Source organism: Maribacter sp. 1_MG-2023 (genome assembly GCF_030547005.1).
GTDB lineage: Bacteria > Bacteroidota > Bacteroidia > Flavobacteriales > Flavobacteriaceae > Maribacter.
This window is the reverse complement of the sequence record NZ_JAUOPN010000001.1, coordinates 355305-372477: the sequence shown is the minus strand read 5'-3', so window position 1 is coordinate 372477 and position 17173 is coordinate 355305. Positions and strand designations below refer to the sequence as shown.

14 protein-coding genes are annotated in these 17173 nt (G+C 35.5%); 11 read left to right on the top strand and 3 right to left on the bottom strand.

All coding sequences use genetic code 11. The features are described 5' to 3' along the window. The first annotated feature begins 38 nt into the window (after window positions 1-38). The 11 genes from Q4500_RS01680 to Q4500_RS01630 all read left to right on the top strand — a co-directional run bounded on the left by Q4500_RS01680 (window position 39) and on the right by Q4500_RS01630 (window position 12564). On the top strand, window positions 39-1055 hold the full coding sequence (locus Q4500_RS01680; RefSeq protein WP_303598025.1) for a UDP-glucose--hexose-1-phosphate uridylyltransferase: 1017 nt from the start codon (window positions 39-41) through the stop codon (window positions 1053-1055). Then, entirely contained in the window at window positions 1056-2201 is a 1146-nt protein-coding gene (galK, locus tag Q4500_RS01675; protein ID WP_303598024.1) for a galactokinase, read from the top strand. It begins immediately after the preceding gene. A gap of 113 nt (window positions 2202-2314) precedes the next feature. After that, the gene (locus tag Q4500_RS01670; protein ID WP_303598023.1) at window positions 2315-3541 is read left to right on the top strand and encodes a family 43 glycosylhydrolase; all 1227 of its coding nucleotides are present in this window, start codon (window positions 2315-2317) and stop codon (window positions 3539-3541) included. A 107-nt stretch (window positions 3542-3648) separates the two neighbouring features. After that, complete coding sequence (locus Q4500_RS01665) at window positions 3649-4440, top strand: IclR family transcriptional regulator (protein ID WP_303598022.1); 792 nt, start codon at window positions 3649-3651, stop codon at window positions 4438-4440. 197 nt (window positions 4441-4637) lie between these two features. After that, window positions 4638-5654 (top strand): zinc-binding dehydrogenase, encoded by a 1017-nt coding sequence (locus tag Q4500_RS01660; protein WP_303598021.1) that lies wholly within the window; start codon window positions 4638-4640, stop codon window positions 5652-5654. A gap of 18 nt (window positions 5655-5672) precedes the next feature. Further along, window positions 5673-6437 carry an SDR family NAD(P)-dependent oxidoreductase gene (locus Q4500_RS01655; RefSeq protein ID WP_303598250.1) on the top strand — a complete coding sequence of 255 codons (765 nt, stop codon included), beginning with the start codon at window positions 5673-5675 and terminating at the stop codon, window positions 6435-6437. A 39-nt stretch (window positions 6438-6476) separates the two neighbouring features. Further along, a complete protein-coding gene (locus Q4500_RS01650) occupies window positions 6477-7865 on the top strand; it encodes a sulfatase (protein ID WP_303598020.1) in 1389 nt (462 codons plus the stop codon). A gap of 11 nt (window positions 7866-7876) precedes the next feature. Beyond that, window positions 7877-9331 carry an aldehyde dehydrogenase gene (gene aldA / locus Q4500_RS01645; protein WP_303598019.1) on the top strand — a complete coding sequence of 485 codons (1455 nt, stop codon included), beginning with the start codon at window positions 7877-7879 and terminating at the stop codon, window positions 9329-9331. Window positions 9332-9373: 42 nt separating this feature from the next. Continuing rightward, on the top strand, window positions 9374-10465 hold the full coding sequence (locus Q4500_RS01640; protein WP_303598018.1) for a mandelate racemase/muconate lactonizing enzyme family protein: 1092 nt from the start codon (window positions 9374-9376) through the stop codon (window positions 10463-10465). A 9-nt stretch (window positions 10466-10474) separates the two neighbouring features. Continuing rightward, window positions 10475-11518, top strand: a complete 1044-nt coding sequence (locus tag Q4500_RS01635) for an aldose epimerase family protein (RefSeq protein ID WP_303598017.1) — start codon at window positions 10475-10477, stop codon at window positions 11516-11518. A 32-nt stretch (window positions 11519-11550) separates the two neighbouring features. Continuing rightward, window positions 11551-12564, top strand: coding sequence for an L-rhamnose/proton symporter RhaT (locus Q4500_RS01630; RefSeq protein WP_303598016.1), 1014 nt, complete (start codon window positions 11551-11553; stop codon window positions 12562-12564). A gap of 64 nt (window positions 12565-12628) precedes the next feature. On the opposite strand, the gene Q4500_RS01625 is transcribed toward Q4500_RS01630, so the two are convergent. The 3 genes from Q4500_RS01625 to Q4500_RS01615 all read right to left on the bottom strand — a co-directional run bounded on the left by Q4500_RS01625 (window position 12629) and on the right by Q4500_RS01615 (window position 17158). Further along, entirely contained in the window at window positions 12629-13573 is a 945-nt protein-coding gene (locus Q4500_RS01625) for a family 16 glycosylhydrolase (RefSeq protein ID WP_303598015.1), read from the bottom strand. 272 nt (window positions 13574-13845) lie between these two features. Next, window positions 13846-15408 carry a hypothetical protein gene (locus tag Q4500_RS01620; RefSeq protein ID WP_303598014.1) on the bottom strand — a complete coding sequence of 521 codons (1563 nt, stop codon included), beginning with the start codon at window positions 15406-15408 and terminating at the stop codon, window positions 13846-13848. 10 nt (window positions 15409-15418) lie between these two features. Then, window positions 15419-17158, bottom strand: coding sequence for a RagB/SusD family nutrient uptake outer membrane protein (locus tag Q4500_RS01615; RefSeq protein ID WP_303598013.1), 1740 nt, complete (start codon window positions 17156-17158; stop codon window positions 15419-15421). Window positions 17159-17173 lie beyond the last annotated feature (15 nt).

Genomic DNA, 17173 nt, shown 5'->3' with positions numbered 1-17173 from the left:
TTTATAATTAATTAAAACCTCAAACTTTTAGCTCATAAATGAAATCTGAATTAGCGAACGCTCCACATAGAAGACTTAATATACTTACTGGTGAGTGGATCTTGGTATCACCACATAGAACCAAAAGACCTTGGCAAGGCAAAACAGAATCTTTTGAAAAAAGAGAAAAAATCAATTATGACTCTGAATGTTTTCTGTGTCCTACTAATGCCCGAATGAATGGTGAACCTAACCCCGATTACAAGAATACATTAGTTTTTAAAAATGATTTTGGTGCTCTTTTAAACGATACGCCATTGTTCGATTATACTGATGGTTTACTACACGCTGAAGGTGAAAGCGGCATTTGTAAGGTTATTTGCTTCTCGCCCAACCATTCTTTAACAATTCCTGATATGGAGGTTAATGCTATTATTAAAGTAGTAGAGGCATGGCAAAATGAATTTACAGAACTAGGCAATTTAAAACATATCAATTATGTACAGATTTTTGAAAATAAAGGGGCTATAATGGGATGTAGTAACCCCCACCCTCACGGTCAAATTTGGGCTCAACATTCGATACCCACAGAAATTGAAAAAAAGACAATAGCACAAAAAAACTTCTATAAAAAAGAAAGTACCAGCTTACTAAGTAAATACATAGATCAAGAACTAAGTATCGGTACTCGTATTATCTCAGAAAATAAAAGCTTTGTCACGCTTGTACCCTTTTGGGCAGTTTGGCCCTATGAGGCGATGATTGTTCCAAAAAGGAAAATGGCTAATATAGCAAGTTTAAATACTACAGAAAGAGAAGACTTTGCCCAACAATTAAAAACATTGACTCAAAAATACGACGCATTGTTCAACTGCTCTTTTCCTTATTCATCAGGCATACACCAAGCGCCAACCAGTGGTGATAACTACGAAGAATGGCATTGGCATATGAGCTTTTACCCTCCATTACTACGATCTGCAACGGTCAAAAAATTTATGGTAGGTTATGAAATGTTTGCCATGGCACAGCGTGATATTACACCAGAAATGGCCGCAGAAAAACTAAAATCCCTATAAATGAAAGAAATAGAATTTAATTCGAAAAATTGGGATTTAATTATCGACTCTCCCGGTAGAATAAATATAATCGGCGAGCACACCGATTACAATAATGGCTTTGTACTACCTACAGCTATTGATAAAAAAATTCAACTCAAATTCAACAAAAATAATAGTGCTACTACGTGCAATATTCATAGCCGCAATTTTAATGCAAATCTAACTTTTGAACTTGATAATATTAGCGTAAGCGAAAACCAATGGGAAAACTATGCCTTGGGGGTTATATACGAACTACAGCAGTTGACCAATAAGTTGAAAGGGTTCGATTGTATTTTAGATAGTGACATACCGGTAGGGTCTGGAATAAGCTCTTCGGCCGCTTTAGAATGTGGAATTGCATACGGACTCAACGAACTCTTCGAATTGAAACTCTCCAAACAAGAAATCGTAGCATTATCTCAACGCGCAGAACATAATTATGTGGGTACAAAGTGCGGTATCATGGATCAATTCAGCTCAGTAATGAGCAAAGCAGGGCATGTAATCTTGTTAGATTGTAAATCTCTTGATTATGAATACGTTCCCATAACTATCGCTCCTTATAGAATTCTTTTATTGAATACCAATGTTTCGCATAATTTAGCTTCTAGCGAGTATAATGTTCGTCGAAGTCAATGCGAAGAAGCGGTAGCAATTATTCGCGAAAAATATAATAACGTAAGCTCTTTACGTGATGTTTCATTAAGCATGTTAGCTGAATTTGAAAATGAACTTTCTGAAGATGTTTTTAATCGCTGTACCTATATCATTGAAGAAAAAGAACGAGTTTTAAAATCAGTTGAAGCCTTAAAAGAATCATCTCTACACCAATTAGGAAAATTCATGTTTGAGACTCACCAAGGTTTACAACACCTTTATGACGTAAGCTGCCCAGAACTTGACTATTTAGTAGATTTCTCTAAATGTTATGATACTGTAATTGGATCTAGAATGATGGGTGGTGGTTTTGGTGGTTGCACCATAAATCTAATACATGAAGATGCGGTAGAACATTTCATTGAAGAAGCCACCAACGCATATTATAATAAATTCAATATTAAATTGACCGCTTTCGAAGCAATGCCTAGTGAAGGTACTAGTATCAAAACCAACAATTTATAATAACATGGACTAATCAATCAATTAAAAGGAAATTTAGCTCAATATGATAAATTTTCAACACACTTAACTTTAATTTGTAAACCAATTATTCTAATACCAAACAACAAATAAAAATGAAAAAAAATATCATAAAATTATTATCAATAGCGTGTTTGTTCATCTTTACGGCATGTTCCGAAACTAAAAAAACCGAAAAAGAAACAGACAAGGTTGAAGAAAAAATAGTAGTTACCGACGAGCTGATAGATGAATTAGGTATTACCAACCGAGACTCATTAAGTGCCGCATCTAAAAGAGCATTACAATGGTCACAAGATTTAGGAAACGAATGGTTTATTCAATTTTCTGATCTAAAACCTTTAAAGGGTGACCTTACTTACGAAGAAGGCGTTGTACGTAGAGACCCTAGTGCCGTTATTAAAGAAAATGGCAAATATTACGTTTGGTATAGCAAAAGTTTGGGACCGTCACAGGGTTTTGGAGGTGACGTTGCAAATGAAAAAGTTTTCCCATGGGATCGCTGCGATATTTGGTATGCAACATCTGAAGATGGAGAAACCTGGAAAGAAGAAGGGTTAGCGGTAGCACGAGGCGAAAAAGGAACTTATGATGACCGCTCAGTATTTACGGTAGAAATCATGAAGTTTGAAGACAAATATTATTTATGCTACCAAACGGTAAAATCACCTTATAATGTACGCGTCAAAAATCAAGTAGGATTGGCGTGGTCAGATTCACCTAACGGACCATGGACCAAAAGCGAAGAACCTATTCTAAGTCCGGCAGACAATGGTGTTTGGAAAGGAGAAGAACAAAACAGATTTTTAGTCGAGAAAAAAGGAGACTTTGATAGTCATAAAGTACATGACCCATGCATAATACCTTACAAAGGCAAATTCTACTTGTATTACAAAGGAGAACAAATGGGTGAAAAAATTACCTTTGGTGGTAGACAAATTCGTCACGGAGTTGCCATTGCAGATAACCCATTGGGTCCATATGTAAAATCGCCTTACAACCCCATTAGTAATAGCGGCCACGAAATTTGTGTATGGCCTTATAATGATGGTATTGCTGCTTTAATTACTACTGACGGTCCTGAAAAAAACACCATTCAATGGGCACCAGATGGTATTAATTTTGAGATAATGTCTGTAATTCCAGGGGTTTCTGCACATGCTATTGGCTTAGATAGATCAGCCGATAATGAAAAAGAGCCAACTGAAATTTTGCGTTGGGGCCTTTCACATATTTACAATAATAGCGATTACCAAAGTATAATGAGTTTTACATCTGAAAGAAAAACTACGCATGCCGCAAAAGGAGAAAAAGCAAAATAAATAGACTACATATTAATAAAAAGAGGAGCATCAGAAAGTGCTCCTCTTTTTTTATTCGCATCGTGGTAAGTTAAATAATAGTAATTTTACGGTACAATGTTTTTTCAATGAACAAAACTAAGCCAAATTTAAAATCAGAGTATAATGTACCAAATCTTGAAAGAGGTCTATTGGTTATTGAGTTATTGGCTACAAAAAAAAGCGGACTCACTTTAGCTGAAATTACCGAAACATTATCTCTAACAAAAACTTCGGCATTTAGGGTCGTCAGCACGTTAATTTTCAAGAACTATTTACAAAAAAACGAAACTACCAAAAAGATAACACTCTCTAGAAAAATGCTTTCTTTAGGCATATCTTCCATGACCGAGCAGAGCATCGTAGAAATGTCCATAGATGTTATGCGTGCCTTAAGAGATGAGTTAAAAGAATCTGTTATGTTAGGTATTTTATTAGGAGACAAAGGCACTATTTTAGAACAAGTATCTTCATCTTATCCAGTAAAATTATTTGTAGAACAGGGTACCCAATTCAGTTTACATAGCTCTGTAGGTGGTAAATGCATACTATCATATTTACCAAAAGAAGAGTCTGATGAAATTTTAAAAAAAATTACTCTTACTAAATTCACAAAAAACACCATTACTTCTAAAAAAGATTTTAGAAACACCCTTAAAGAAGTTAAAAAAAATGGCTTTGCCATTGATAACGGCGAAGACATACAAGGTATTCATTGTATAGGTGCACCTATTTTTAATGAATCAGGATATCCGGTGGCAGCCCTTTGGATCACGGCACCCCATGGTAGATTACCTCATGATCAATTTGATATCAAAGGAAAAATCATAGCACAATATGCACTAGACATTTCAATAAAACTAGGTTATATCTCACAATAGATTTTTCAGTAATCACTTCGACTTCATAAATACTTTAAGCTCTTTTTTAAGAGCTTTTTTTTACACCTAAATATGTCTTTGTCTATAATTTAACAATTAAACTTTAGGATATGATTATTTATTAGTTGTCGGTTTTATAAATAATTGTATATTTATTTCAAATATGAAACTAGTTTACTATTTGAAACTAATATAAAATGAAAGCAACCATATACGAAGGCAATAAAACCTTCACTGTTATAGACAAAGAAATTGATCAACCCAAAACAGGTGAAGTCCGAATTAAAGTAGCTTATTCAGGTGTTTGTGGCACCGATGTTCACATCTATCATGGTATGATGGACAAGCGTGTGGCTATGCCACAAACCATTGGGCATGAAATGTCTGGTACCATTGACGCCGTTGGCGAAGGTGTTGAAGGTTATGTTGTGGGAGAAAAAGTAGTTGTTCGACCATTAGACGACAGAAAAGTGAAAGCTTCTGACAAAGGCTTTAACCACATTTGTGAGGAGTTGAAATTTATAGGAATTGACAGTCCAGGTTCTATGCAACAATATTGGAACGTACCAGCATTTGTACTTCACAAATTAAAACCAGAAACAGATTTAAAATTGGCTGCCTTAATAGAACCATTATCAGTTGCAACTCATGATGTACGTAGAAGTGGTTTGGTAAAAGGTGAAACTGCGGTTGTTCTAGGGGGTGGACCAATTGGGTTATTAGTAGCAATGGTAGCTAAAGAAGTAGGTGCTCATGTAATTATCTCAGAAGTAAACCCAAAACGTATTGCAAAGGCAAAAGAATTAGGCTTTGACGCAGTTAATCCTATCGAATTAGACTTAGTAGAATACGTAAAAAGCAAAACCGAGAATCGCCGTGCAGATGTTGTTTTTGAAGTAGCTGGCGTACAACCTGCACTAGATGTAATGTGCGAAGTAGCAGGCATTAGAGGGAGAATATTAATGGTAGCAATTCACGGTGAGAAAAAACCGGTTGATTTGTTCAAATTTTTCTGGAAAGAGTTAAGCCTAATTGGCGCACGAGTTTATGAAAAAGAAGATTACGAAAAAGCAATTGAACTGATCACTCGTAATGAATTACCTTTTTCACAAATGATTACAGATGTTCAACCTTTAACGAATATTCAACAAGTATTTGAAAACATAGATAATAACCCTGACGGACTAAAAGTCTTGATGGATTGTCAATTATAATATAAAACAAGTATGAGCATATTAGATAGTTTTAGCCTAAACGGTAAAGTAGCACTTGTAACGGGTTGCAAAAGAGGAATTGGAAAAGGTATGGCTTTAGCATTAGCAGAAGCCGGTGCAGATATTATAGGTGTATCGGCATCTTTAGAAGCAACAGGTAGTGCTGTAGAAAAAGAAGTCACTGCACTGGGTAGAAAATTCACTGCATACCAATGTAATTTTTCAGATAGAAAAGCACTTTACAAATTTATTAAAGAGGTAAAAGCCAATCACCCAACTATAGATATTTTGGTAAACAATGCAGGTACAATTTTAAGAACACCGGCAGCAGAGCACCCAGATGAAATGTGGGATAAAGTAATAGAAGTAAACCAGAATGCCCAATTTATTCTAACACGTGAGATTGGAAAAGACATGATTGCACGTGGTTCAGGAAAAATAGTATTTACTGCATCTTTATTAACATACCAAGGCGGTATTACAGTACCGGGTTATGCAGCAAGTAAAGGTGCAATTGGTCAAATGATAATGGCTTTCGCTAACGAATGGGCTAGTAAAGGTGTTAATGTTAATGGTATTGCTCCAGGGTATATTGCTACTGATAATACTGAAGCATTACGTAATGATCCAGATAGAGCAACTTCTATTTTATCTCGAATACCGGCAGGTAGATGGGGTGAGCCTAAAGATTTTGCTGGTCCAATTGTATTCCTATGCTCAAAAGCATCAGACTACATGCATGGATCAATTACCCTTGTTGACGGCGGATGGATGGGTAGATAATAATAATTCAAAAAAAGGTATACAATGCATCATCGGTACATGAAAATAATATTAATTCTGTTAGGCTTTTTTAAGGTGAGTTTTTTAATTGCTCAACAGCAACCAAATATTGTTTTTATTTTATCCGATGATGCAGGCTATGCCGATTTTGGGTTTCAAGGAAGTAAAGAATTTAAAACCCCAGAGTTAGATAAGCTTGCGAATAAAAGTATAAAATTTACGCAAGCCTATGTAAGTGCTGCAGTATGCGGACCATCAAGAGCAGGGATGTTAACCGGAAAATACCAGCAAAAGTTTGGCTTTGAAGAAAATAATGTACCTGGGTATATGAGTATATCTTGTTTGGCGGATGATGAAATGGGTTTGCCATTAGGTCAAAAAACAATAGCTGATCATTTAAAAAAACAAGGATACAAAACTGCACTTTTTGGAAAATGGCACCTAGGCAATGCCGACCGCTTTCACCCAACTAAACGTGGATTTGATGAATTTTATGGTTTTAGAGGCGGTGCCCGTAGTTATTTGCCTTTTGATAAAAACAATCTACTCACTAGAAACGAGGACAAATTAGAACAAGGCTTTGGTAATTTCTCAGAACACAAAGGCTATCTCACCGATGAACTAGCCAACGAAGCAATTTCTTTTATTGACAGAAATAAAGAAAATTCGTTTTTCATCTACCTGTCTTTCAATGCAGTACATACACCTATGGAAGCCACAGCTGAAGATTTAGCTAAATTTCCAAATCTCAAAGGAAAAAGAAAAACATTGGCAGCGATGACCTTAGCCATGGATAGAGCAATCGGAAAGGTATTAAAAGAACTTAAAAAAAGAGGGTTAACAGATAATACTTTAATTGTTTTTACCAATGATAACGGTGGACCATCAGACGCTAATGAATCTGACAATAGTCCGTTAAGCGGTACAAAAGCAAATCATTTAGAAGGCGGTATTAGAGTACCCTTTCTATTGTCTTGGGCTAACCAATTTAACGATTACAAGACCTACAATTATCCAATTAGCACCTTAGACTTATTCCCTACCTTTTTATCGGCGGCAGGCGGAAATAGTTCTGAAATTGAAGGATTAGACGGCGTAAACCTTCTACCCTATTTAAAAGGTGAAAAAACAGAAGCACCTCATGAGTTTCTATACTGGAAAAAAGAAAACAGAGGCGCCATTAGAAATCAAGATTGGAAACTAATTCGTTTTCCTGATCGCCCGGCCGCATTATACAATATTAAGGAAGATGAATCTGAAACCAATGATTTAGCTGCACAACATCCTGAAAAAGTAAAAGATCTCTACAAGAAATTATTCAAATGGGAACTTACAATGGAAAGACCACTTTGGCAATTAAGACGAGAATTTGAAGGTAAAGCAGCCGATAGAATGGATGCTTATAGAAAAACGAATACGAAACAATAATACAATATACTATGTCATCAATTAAGGAATACAAGCTTTTTATAAACGGAGAATGGAGAACATCAACATCAGGTGAAACAATTGATATCATTAGTCCTTCTAATGGAGAAGTTGTAGCACGTGTACAAAACGGTACTGCTGAAGAAGCCATAGAAACTCTTGAGTTTGCCGATAAAGCGCAAAAAGAATGGAAAAAACTACCTGCCAGAACAAGAGCAGATCTATTGTATAAGTTGGCAGATGAGATTGATGCCAATACAGAATATTTAGCTGAATTATTGACCAAAGAACAAGGTAAACTTTTAAAGGTTGCTCGTTTTGAGGTTGCTGTTACTGCATCATTCATTAGATATGCTTGCGAAGGTGCACGAAGAATAGAGGGTGATATTATTCCTTCAGACAATCCAAACGAACAAATTTGGATTCAAAAAGTACCTCGTGGCGTCGTTGTTGCCATTACAGCATGGAATTTCCCGTTGGCATTAGCGGGTCGTAAATTAGGACCGGCTCTAGTTGCAGGTAATTCTATTGTAATTAAGCCTACTTCTGAAACACCTTTAGCAACTTTAGAACTTGGTAATTTAGCAAACAAAGTAGGTATTCCTGCAGGGGTAATCAATATTTTAACTGGTCCAGGTAGAGCAATGGGTAATGCACTAGTTGAAAGTCCTATTTGCAAAATGGTGACTATGACAGGTTCTACGCCTGTTGGTCAGCAAATAGCAAGAAATGCAGCTCAAAATCTAACACACGTTCAATTAGAATTAGGTGGTAAAGCCCCATTTATTGTATTTGAAGATGCAGATATTGATGCTGCAGTAGATGCCGCTTTACATTCTCGTTTTGATAATTGTGGTCAGGTATGTACCTGTAACGAAAGAATGTATTTACACGAAGGTATTTATGATACGTTTATGGAAAAATTCATTGCTAAAACCAAGGCAATAAAAGTTGGGGATCCTATGCTAGAAGATACGGATATGGGCCCTAAAGTAAATGCATCAGAATTAAAGCATATGGAGCATTTAGTAGCTGTCAGTATTGAAGAAGGAGCAACTGTTGCTACCGGAGGAAAAAGACCTACAGGTGCAGAATTTGAAAAAGGTTTTTGGTTTGAACCTACTGTTTTAACCAATGTAACGCAAGATATGACTATTGTTCATGAAGAATCGTTCGGTCCAATTTTACCCGTTTTAAAATTTAAAACTTTTGATGAAGTAATTGGCTATGCAAATGACTGTGAATATGGATTAGCTGCTATGGTTTTTACCAATGACATGAACACTATCATGAAATGTAATGATGAATTGGAATACGGCGAAATATATGTAAACCGTGGTCATGGTGAACAACACCAAGGTTTCCATAATGGTTACAAATTATCTGGTTCTGGTGGTGAAGATGGCAAGTATGGTTTTGAACAATACATGGAAAAGAAAACCTTTTATATTAGACATAAAGCATAAGTAGTAATAAGTGTAATTAATAGCACCTTTTATTTAATTAAGATGAGTACAAAAATTAAGAGCGTAATCGCCAAACTTTTTAAAGTTCCTTTACCTGAAGTAATGAACGATGCAAAACATGGAGATCACACACATTTCGAATTAGTAACCACTACCATAACTTTAGAAGACGGTAGTGAAGGTACCGGGTATACATATACAGGCGGAAAAGGAGGTTTTTCAATAAAAGCCATGATTGATCATGATTTTGCCAACGTTCTCGTGGGTAAAGACGGTACAGATATAGATGGTATTTACGATTTTATGGAGTGGCATATACATTATGTAGGTCGTGGTGGTATAGCATCATTTGCGATTTCGACCATCGATATTGCCCTATGGGATATAAAATGTAAAAAAGCCGGTCAACCTTTATGGAAAATGGCAGGTGGTGAGGGCAATACCTGTAAAGCATATTGTGGCGGTATAGATTTACAGTTCCCTATAGAAAAGCTTTTAAACAATATGAAAACCTATTTAGATAACGGATTCAATGCCGTGAAAATCAAAATAGGAAGAGAAAACTTAGAAGAAGATTTAGAACGAATTAAAGCTGTCAGGGAATTTATTGGTCCAGATGTAACCTTTATGGTAGATGCCAATTATTCTATGTCCATAGAAAAAGCAATTAAAGCAATTGAAGGATTTAAAAAGTATGACATCACTTGGTTTGAAGAACCCATAATACCAGATGATTATAAAGGTTTTGCTGAAATTGTAGAAAAAACAGGATTCCCTTTAGCTATGGGAGAAAATTTACATACCATTCATGAATTTGAATATGCTTTTGACCAAGCTAAACTATCCTTTATACAACCAGATGCCTCTAACTGTGGTGGTGTAACCGGTTGGCTTAAAGCTGCCCGTTTAGCAGACAAGCACGGTATACCTGCTTGCTCTCACGGTATGCAAGAATTACATGTTAGTTTAGTTTCTGCCCAACCTAATTCCGGATGGTTAGAAGTTCACAGTTTCCCTATTGATGAATATACTACAAGACCTTTAGTTGTTGAAAATTGCAGAGCTGTAGCTTCTGATGAACCAGGAACAGGTGTAGTATTCGATTGGAACAAATTAGCCCCTTATCAACAATAAAAAAAACGTATGAAACCCATAAAAAGTGATTTCGGAAATTTAGCAGGAGAAAAAGTAGATTTATATACCTTGAAAAACGCCAACGGTATGGTAGTAAAAATTACTAACTACGGTGCTACCATTACATCGATACAGATTCCTGATGTCAATGGAAAATTGAAAGAAATTGCTTGTGGTTTTGATACGATAGAAGGTTATTTTTCTGAAGATTATAAAGCAAATTCACCTTATTTCGGTTCAACAGTGGGTAGATATTGTTCTCAAATTAAAGATGCTAAATTCAGCCTAAATGGTAAAACATATGATTTGTCAGGTAATTGCGGAACAAATAATTTACATGGTGGCGTTGTTGGTTTTGACAAGAGAATATGGGATTCCACTTTTGAAAACAATGATCAGTCAACCATTAAAATGTCTTTATTAAGTAAAGATATGGAAGAGGGATTTCCTGGTAATGTACAGGTTGATGTTTCCTTTACTTTGACAGATGATAATGAGTTGAAGATTGATTATAATGCAACCACTGATGCAGATACTCCCCTTTCCATTACCAACCATACTTATTTTAATTTAGAGGGATTTTCTGAAACTATAGAAAACCATAACGCTCAAGTACATACCAATAAACGTTTGGAGCTTGATGATACTGGAGCTGCTACTGGAAAAATCGTCAATGTTGAAAATCAGGCTGACGATTTAAGAGTTTCAAAACGAATTGGAGATGTTCATGAAGCCATAAATGACGGGTTTGAACATTTTTATGTTTTCGATAATGAAAAAGCAGATTTAAATCAAGTTGCTTCTATTTCTAGTGAAAAAGAACAAATACGTTTAGATGTCTTTTCTACAGAACCTTGTATGTTACTTTATACAGGCAAATACACCTCAGATGATTTAAAAAGGGAAAATGGAATTCAATACGGAAAATATAAAGGGTTTTGCTGTGAAACACATAGATACCCTAATGGTCCAAACATTGAAGGTTCACCCAAATCAATTACAAAAGCAGGTGAAAATTTTAAAAGCACAACTGTTTTTAAATTTTCATTTTAACAACAACTAATCAACTCACTAAATAACCAATTATGACAGAAGGAGTTTTACTGGCCATTTTTGCCGGACTAATGTTGGGGCTTTATGCCCTACCCGAAAAATTTACGAAAGATTTTAAGTACGAAAATACTTGGAGTTTGTTCTTTTTATTAACCATGTTCGTTGTACCCATTATAGCATCGGTTACCCTAATCAATGGATTTGGAGATATTTTCGGCAATATGCCAACAGATATTTGGGTAAAAATGGGCTTAACCAGTTTTCTATGGGGCGTTGGGGTTATGATGTGGAGTAAGGCGATAAACCATATTGGTCTATCATTAGGTTTTTCACTTTTTATAGGTACAATTATTTTAGTGGGATCGGTATTACCATTTATTGAAGATGGTTTACCACCTACAAACAAATTAACAACTATTCTATTAGGCTTATTCGTTGTATTAATAGGAATTTTTGCGAACGGTAAAGCTGGTTTTATTCGTGAAAAAGTTGAAAAGGCAAATGATGAGAACAGCGAACAAAAAGGCTCGATGGCCACAGGTATTCTAATTGCTGTTATTGGCGGCTTACTTGCAACTGGCTTTAGTTATGCAAATGCAGCTGGTAGACCATATTTACATGAAGCTAGCCAGGCTGCAGGTAATGCAGAGTGGATTACCGCCGTGGCTGTAATGTTTCCTATTTTTATAAGTGGTGGTATTGTTATGACCGCTTATTTTCTTTGGCAATTAAGCACTAAAAAGGCATGGGGAGATTTTAAGACACCTGCATTCGGCAAAAACTTTATACTAATATTAGTCATGGCATTCTTTCATTATGCTGCGTCTGCACTATTTGCTTTTGCAGCATACAAATTGGGTGCATCAGGTAATACGGTAGGGTATGCCATATTCAATACAGCTTGTGTGGTTACGGCTATTATAAGTGGTATTATCACTAAAGAATGGGTCAACGCTTCACCAAAGGCTCGTAAGTTCTTATATATGGGTTTAAGCTGTATGGTTATAGGGATTATCATTGTTGCCTATAGCAATAGTCTTTCTTAGGTTACTAAAAAGTAAAGTATAAAAAACAGAAGCCAGATCTTATGATCTGGCTTCTGTTTTTTATTTATTCTGGTTTATACACCCGTATCCAATCCACATGCATCATTGTGTTTTCTTCGTTTGTTACCGTTGGGTCATTTAAAAAATCTATGTCCTGAGTTGTTCTCCAAGATTGCGCAGCAGCACTAATAATTAGGTGCATTGGCTTTGTTAAACCATTACCGCTTGTATAATTTTCAGGATCTATTTCGTCAACCGGAGTTCTGCGAACTAAAACACCATCTACATAATAGGACAAACTCCAAGGATCTAGCCAAAGAACACCGTAGGTATGATAATCTTCTGACCATATTGTTCCATTACCATCAGCATACCAAGTTTCTTGACCTTCTGGTTGATAATCTTGAAATGGCTTTCTTATAAAAACATGATGACTTAAATGTAATCGTTTAGAAAAATAGTCGTTACTTTTTGCACCGAATGCCTCTAAATTATCAATCTCTTCGGTAGAATCATCACTTAGCATCCATACTGCAGAGGAGAGCACAGATTCACTGAGCTTTACCCTAGCCTCCATATACATAGGATATGATGTTTTTGCCTTAGAAGTTATACAACCAGTTAATATTTTACCATCGACAATTGTAGCTTTGAAAACTAGCTCACCAGCATCTATAGAAGATTGTTCTGGGGTGTATCTAGTTATTCCTGGACCAGTCCATCCGTTGAAAAAACTATCGTTCCAATCGTTTGAAAATTCAGTCGAATATTTCCCATTTTCGTAATTAAATTCACTGGAAACATCAAATTGAATAGTCCATACCGTACCTTCCTCCTTCGGACTAGGCAAAAAGGATACATCATTCTCACCTTCTTCTTTATCAACGATTTCTTCATCTATAATTTCCTTCGAAATGGGCTCCTCTTTTGTAGGCTCACTGTTTTGACTAGAACAACTACCTAGAAATAAGCTTTCAAGTAACACTATTAAGACAAGGGCTTTATTCATAATTTTAATTTTGTAAATAATTATTTAAGATTTTTAAAAATTTACAACGCTATCAAAGACATCATCAATATCATCTTGCATTTAATTTAATTGATACACAATAGTCTTCGTTACGTAAAATGTTGGTAAAATTTTTGTGGCATTTTAATATGAGACCCAAATGTTGCTATTTGATAAAAATTAAAAGAGGGAAAACAGTGCTATGCTTCCCCTCTTTTCTAACAAATTACTAACTCAACAACTTTTCTTTATTTACCTTTCATTAAGCACGGTTAAGGTTTATTTACAACTTCAGTAATTGTAATATCATCAATAGTAAATAGTAACTCTGCACCATTATTTTGATTATTACCTCTAATTAAGATTTCACTGGTTGTATCACTTAAGAAATTAAATTCATCAGAACTAATGTAAACCCATTTATCAAGAGGTGTTGATGCATTAAGTTCTGCTATAAAAACTTCTTTAAAAGGAGGAACTACATAAAATCTAAGATCTGCTGTACCTGTCACGGGAGTTGTAATATAAACCCAAGCCCCTAATTTATAATTCTTACCTGCTTCAAAAGTAAATTTGGCATTATCAATAGCTTCTGGCTTATAAGCGTATATCATACCACCATTTGCTTCTATGTTAGCTTGAGTAGCCATCGTACCCGTTTTAGCTCTTGCGTCGTTAACGACTGCTGTGAACTGACCCCAAACGCCACCCCATCCAACATCTCTCCAATCAGCACCACCAGTCTCCATACTATAATCGTAGCTAGTTCCAATTAAAAGGTTTTGTTCGATTAGTACTGCTTCTTGATCAGTAAAAGAATCGGCTATAACCCCATCTAAAGTTGACAAACTTCCTTTTGTGTAAGAAAGACTTATCATATCATCAGAATAAAACTGAGGTATATCTAGTTTTAACTCTACAAAGTTTGCCGTATTAGGATTTACCGTAATCGAAGTGATTGCTGGATTAGATATTCCGCCATTATCTATTGATACCACAAAATCTGAAGGAATACCTGTAGTTTCATCCATATCTCTACTAAAATTCAAGAATATACTAGTCCCTACTGCCTCTATTCCATCTAACTGTACTGGTTCAGTAGAAGGTATTACATTAATTAAACTTGTTAGCGTAATGATTTCTTCTCCAACTGGTCTTGCCAATGAAGATATAAGCTCTAAGCCAAAAGAACCCGTTTTTTTATAACGCACATCGTAAATTCTCTTATCTTCAGATAGGCTAAGTCTAGTACCGCCTTCTGCAGTCCACACAAAACTATCAGGACTACCTTGAGTTGACTCATCTACTATAAAACGAACCGCCTTACCTGCAGTAACTTCATTATTTGCTCCACTTGTAAGACTTAATTCATCTCCTTGTGATCCATCTTCGTCTAGTCTATATGCTTTAAGAACAGTTTTTATTTCAGGTAGTACTGTAACAACAATGGTAGTATCTATTTCTTTACCAATGATATTTCCTGCTAGATCGTATGCTTCACCCTTAAAAACTTGAGATAAAACTACATCGTGCTCACCTTCAGCATTAAAAATTGCCTTGACATTTTGCTCTGTTGATGTTTCATCATTATCAGACCCAACAATATCTGCGACACCAATTGGTAAAGTCCATAATCGTGACGCTACTCCAGAAGATAAATCTCCTAAAGTAATGCTATTACCAATTCTTATTGTATTGGTAAAATTCATTTGAGATGTAGCAATAATTCTACTATTAGCTTCATTTAGTTCTATATCATCGTAAATATCTTCACAAGAATACAGACCTATTAGAACCGCTACAAACGCTGTTAATATTTTAAATTTTGTTTTCATATCTTAAATATTATAAATCATTATTACTTTGTACTTCTCCTGCAGGAATAGGGAGATAATCATGTTGACTTGAACTATATCTATCTATACCGCCTAACGAAAGCAAATTGATTGATCCTTCGATAAAAAGAGGTGCTTGTCCTGTGATAGACTCTAAATTATCATTTCTCCAGTTCAGATTGTCACCCATGGTTGTAAATACATCATCAACGATACCCCAACGAACTAAATCAGCCCATCTTTGCCCTTCAAAACAAAGTTCAAGTGGTCTTTCTACCATCTGAAGGTGTGTCATTAAATTATCGGCTGTTGCACTAACAAATGGCTGGTTACCATACCTTTGCTTACTGATGTGTAATTGCGGAAAAGTATTTCCGTTATCGGCCAGGTACTGTTGTATTGTTATAACACCAGCTCTTGAACGAACCATGTCAATGTACTCAATAGCTTCATTAACATCTCCGCTTGCATTTAAAACCGCCTCTGCATACATTAAATAAACATCAGCCAAACGAATATGTCTGAAATTAATTCCACTTCTATTTAAAGCTATTTCAGCTGTACCTTGAAACCAATTTGTATGCTTTTTTACCAAAGCCGTCAATCCTAGTCCTCTATAAGAATGTACATTTGCATCTGTATTATCTACACCATAATAGGTACCTTCAAAATCTTTTGGACAAATAGAAGCAGTTAAACGTTGAGAATGCAAATTACCGCCTGCATTCACTGAATTACTCGGATCTATTTCATCGTTCGTAAATAATTCATGTAAATATAAATTTGCTACTACGGTATTAAATCCGCCAAAGCCACCAATAGAAGCATAATTACTAGACACGCCACTAGCTTCAGCACCTGAATTACCAGGAGTATCATCTACGTTATTTCCATTTGCGCCAGGATTAGCTGTAGAACTGTACGCTACTTCTAAAATTGATTCAGAATTAAATTCGTTTTGATCGGTGAAATTGTCTAAAGAATTTGGAACCAACGCATATACACCAGAATCTATAACTTCTTTAAAATCATCGGCAGCCAGTTGCCAGTTTTCAGCAAACAAATAAACTTTACCTCTTAAAGATGTTGCTGTACCAGATGTTACTCTGCCTAAATCTGAACTATCGTCCCAAACTAATGGTAGGTTATCTTTTGCATAATTTAAATCTGGAAGTATTACTTGCTGCGTAACTTCTTCAATTGAACTAAGTGCTTTACTTAATTCTGTCGTAGAAACCTCGGTACGTATTACTGCTTTACCATAAGTATGAACCAATTGAAAATAGAAGAAAGCTCTTAATAATCTTGCTTGCCCTAAAATAGCTTCTTTTTCGCCTGTAGCAAAAACTGTTTCATCGGCAAGTTCAATGTTATTTATTATCTGATTAGCTCTAAAAATACCTATATATAATTGATTCCACTTATTAACTATTTGCTCACTATTATCTGTATAGCTCAGTTGTCTGAAAATGTTCCATCTTCCAAAAAAAGAATAGGTATCTGCAATGTCTGCTCTAATTATTTCTTGTGACAATCCACTACCGCTTACTGCCTGAAACTGCATTGCGCCATATACTGTCGTTAAGGCAGTATTGAACTGAGTTGGTGTATTCCAAAACGTTGCATCTGTAATCGAATTCGGATTATCTACTGTTAAAAATTCATCCTCTGAACAACTAGCTAGAGATAATATACAGCAGGCTACTATTGCAATAGACCACACTTTGTGTTTTAATATAACTTGTATCATTTTTTTCTTAATTAG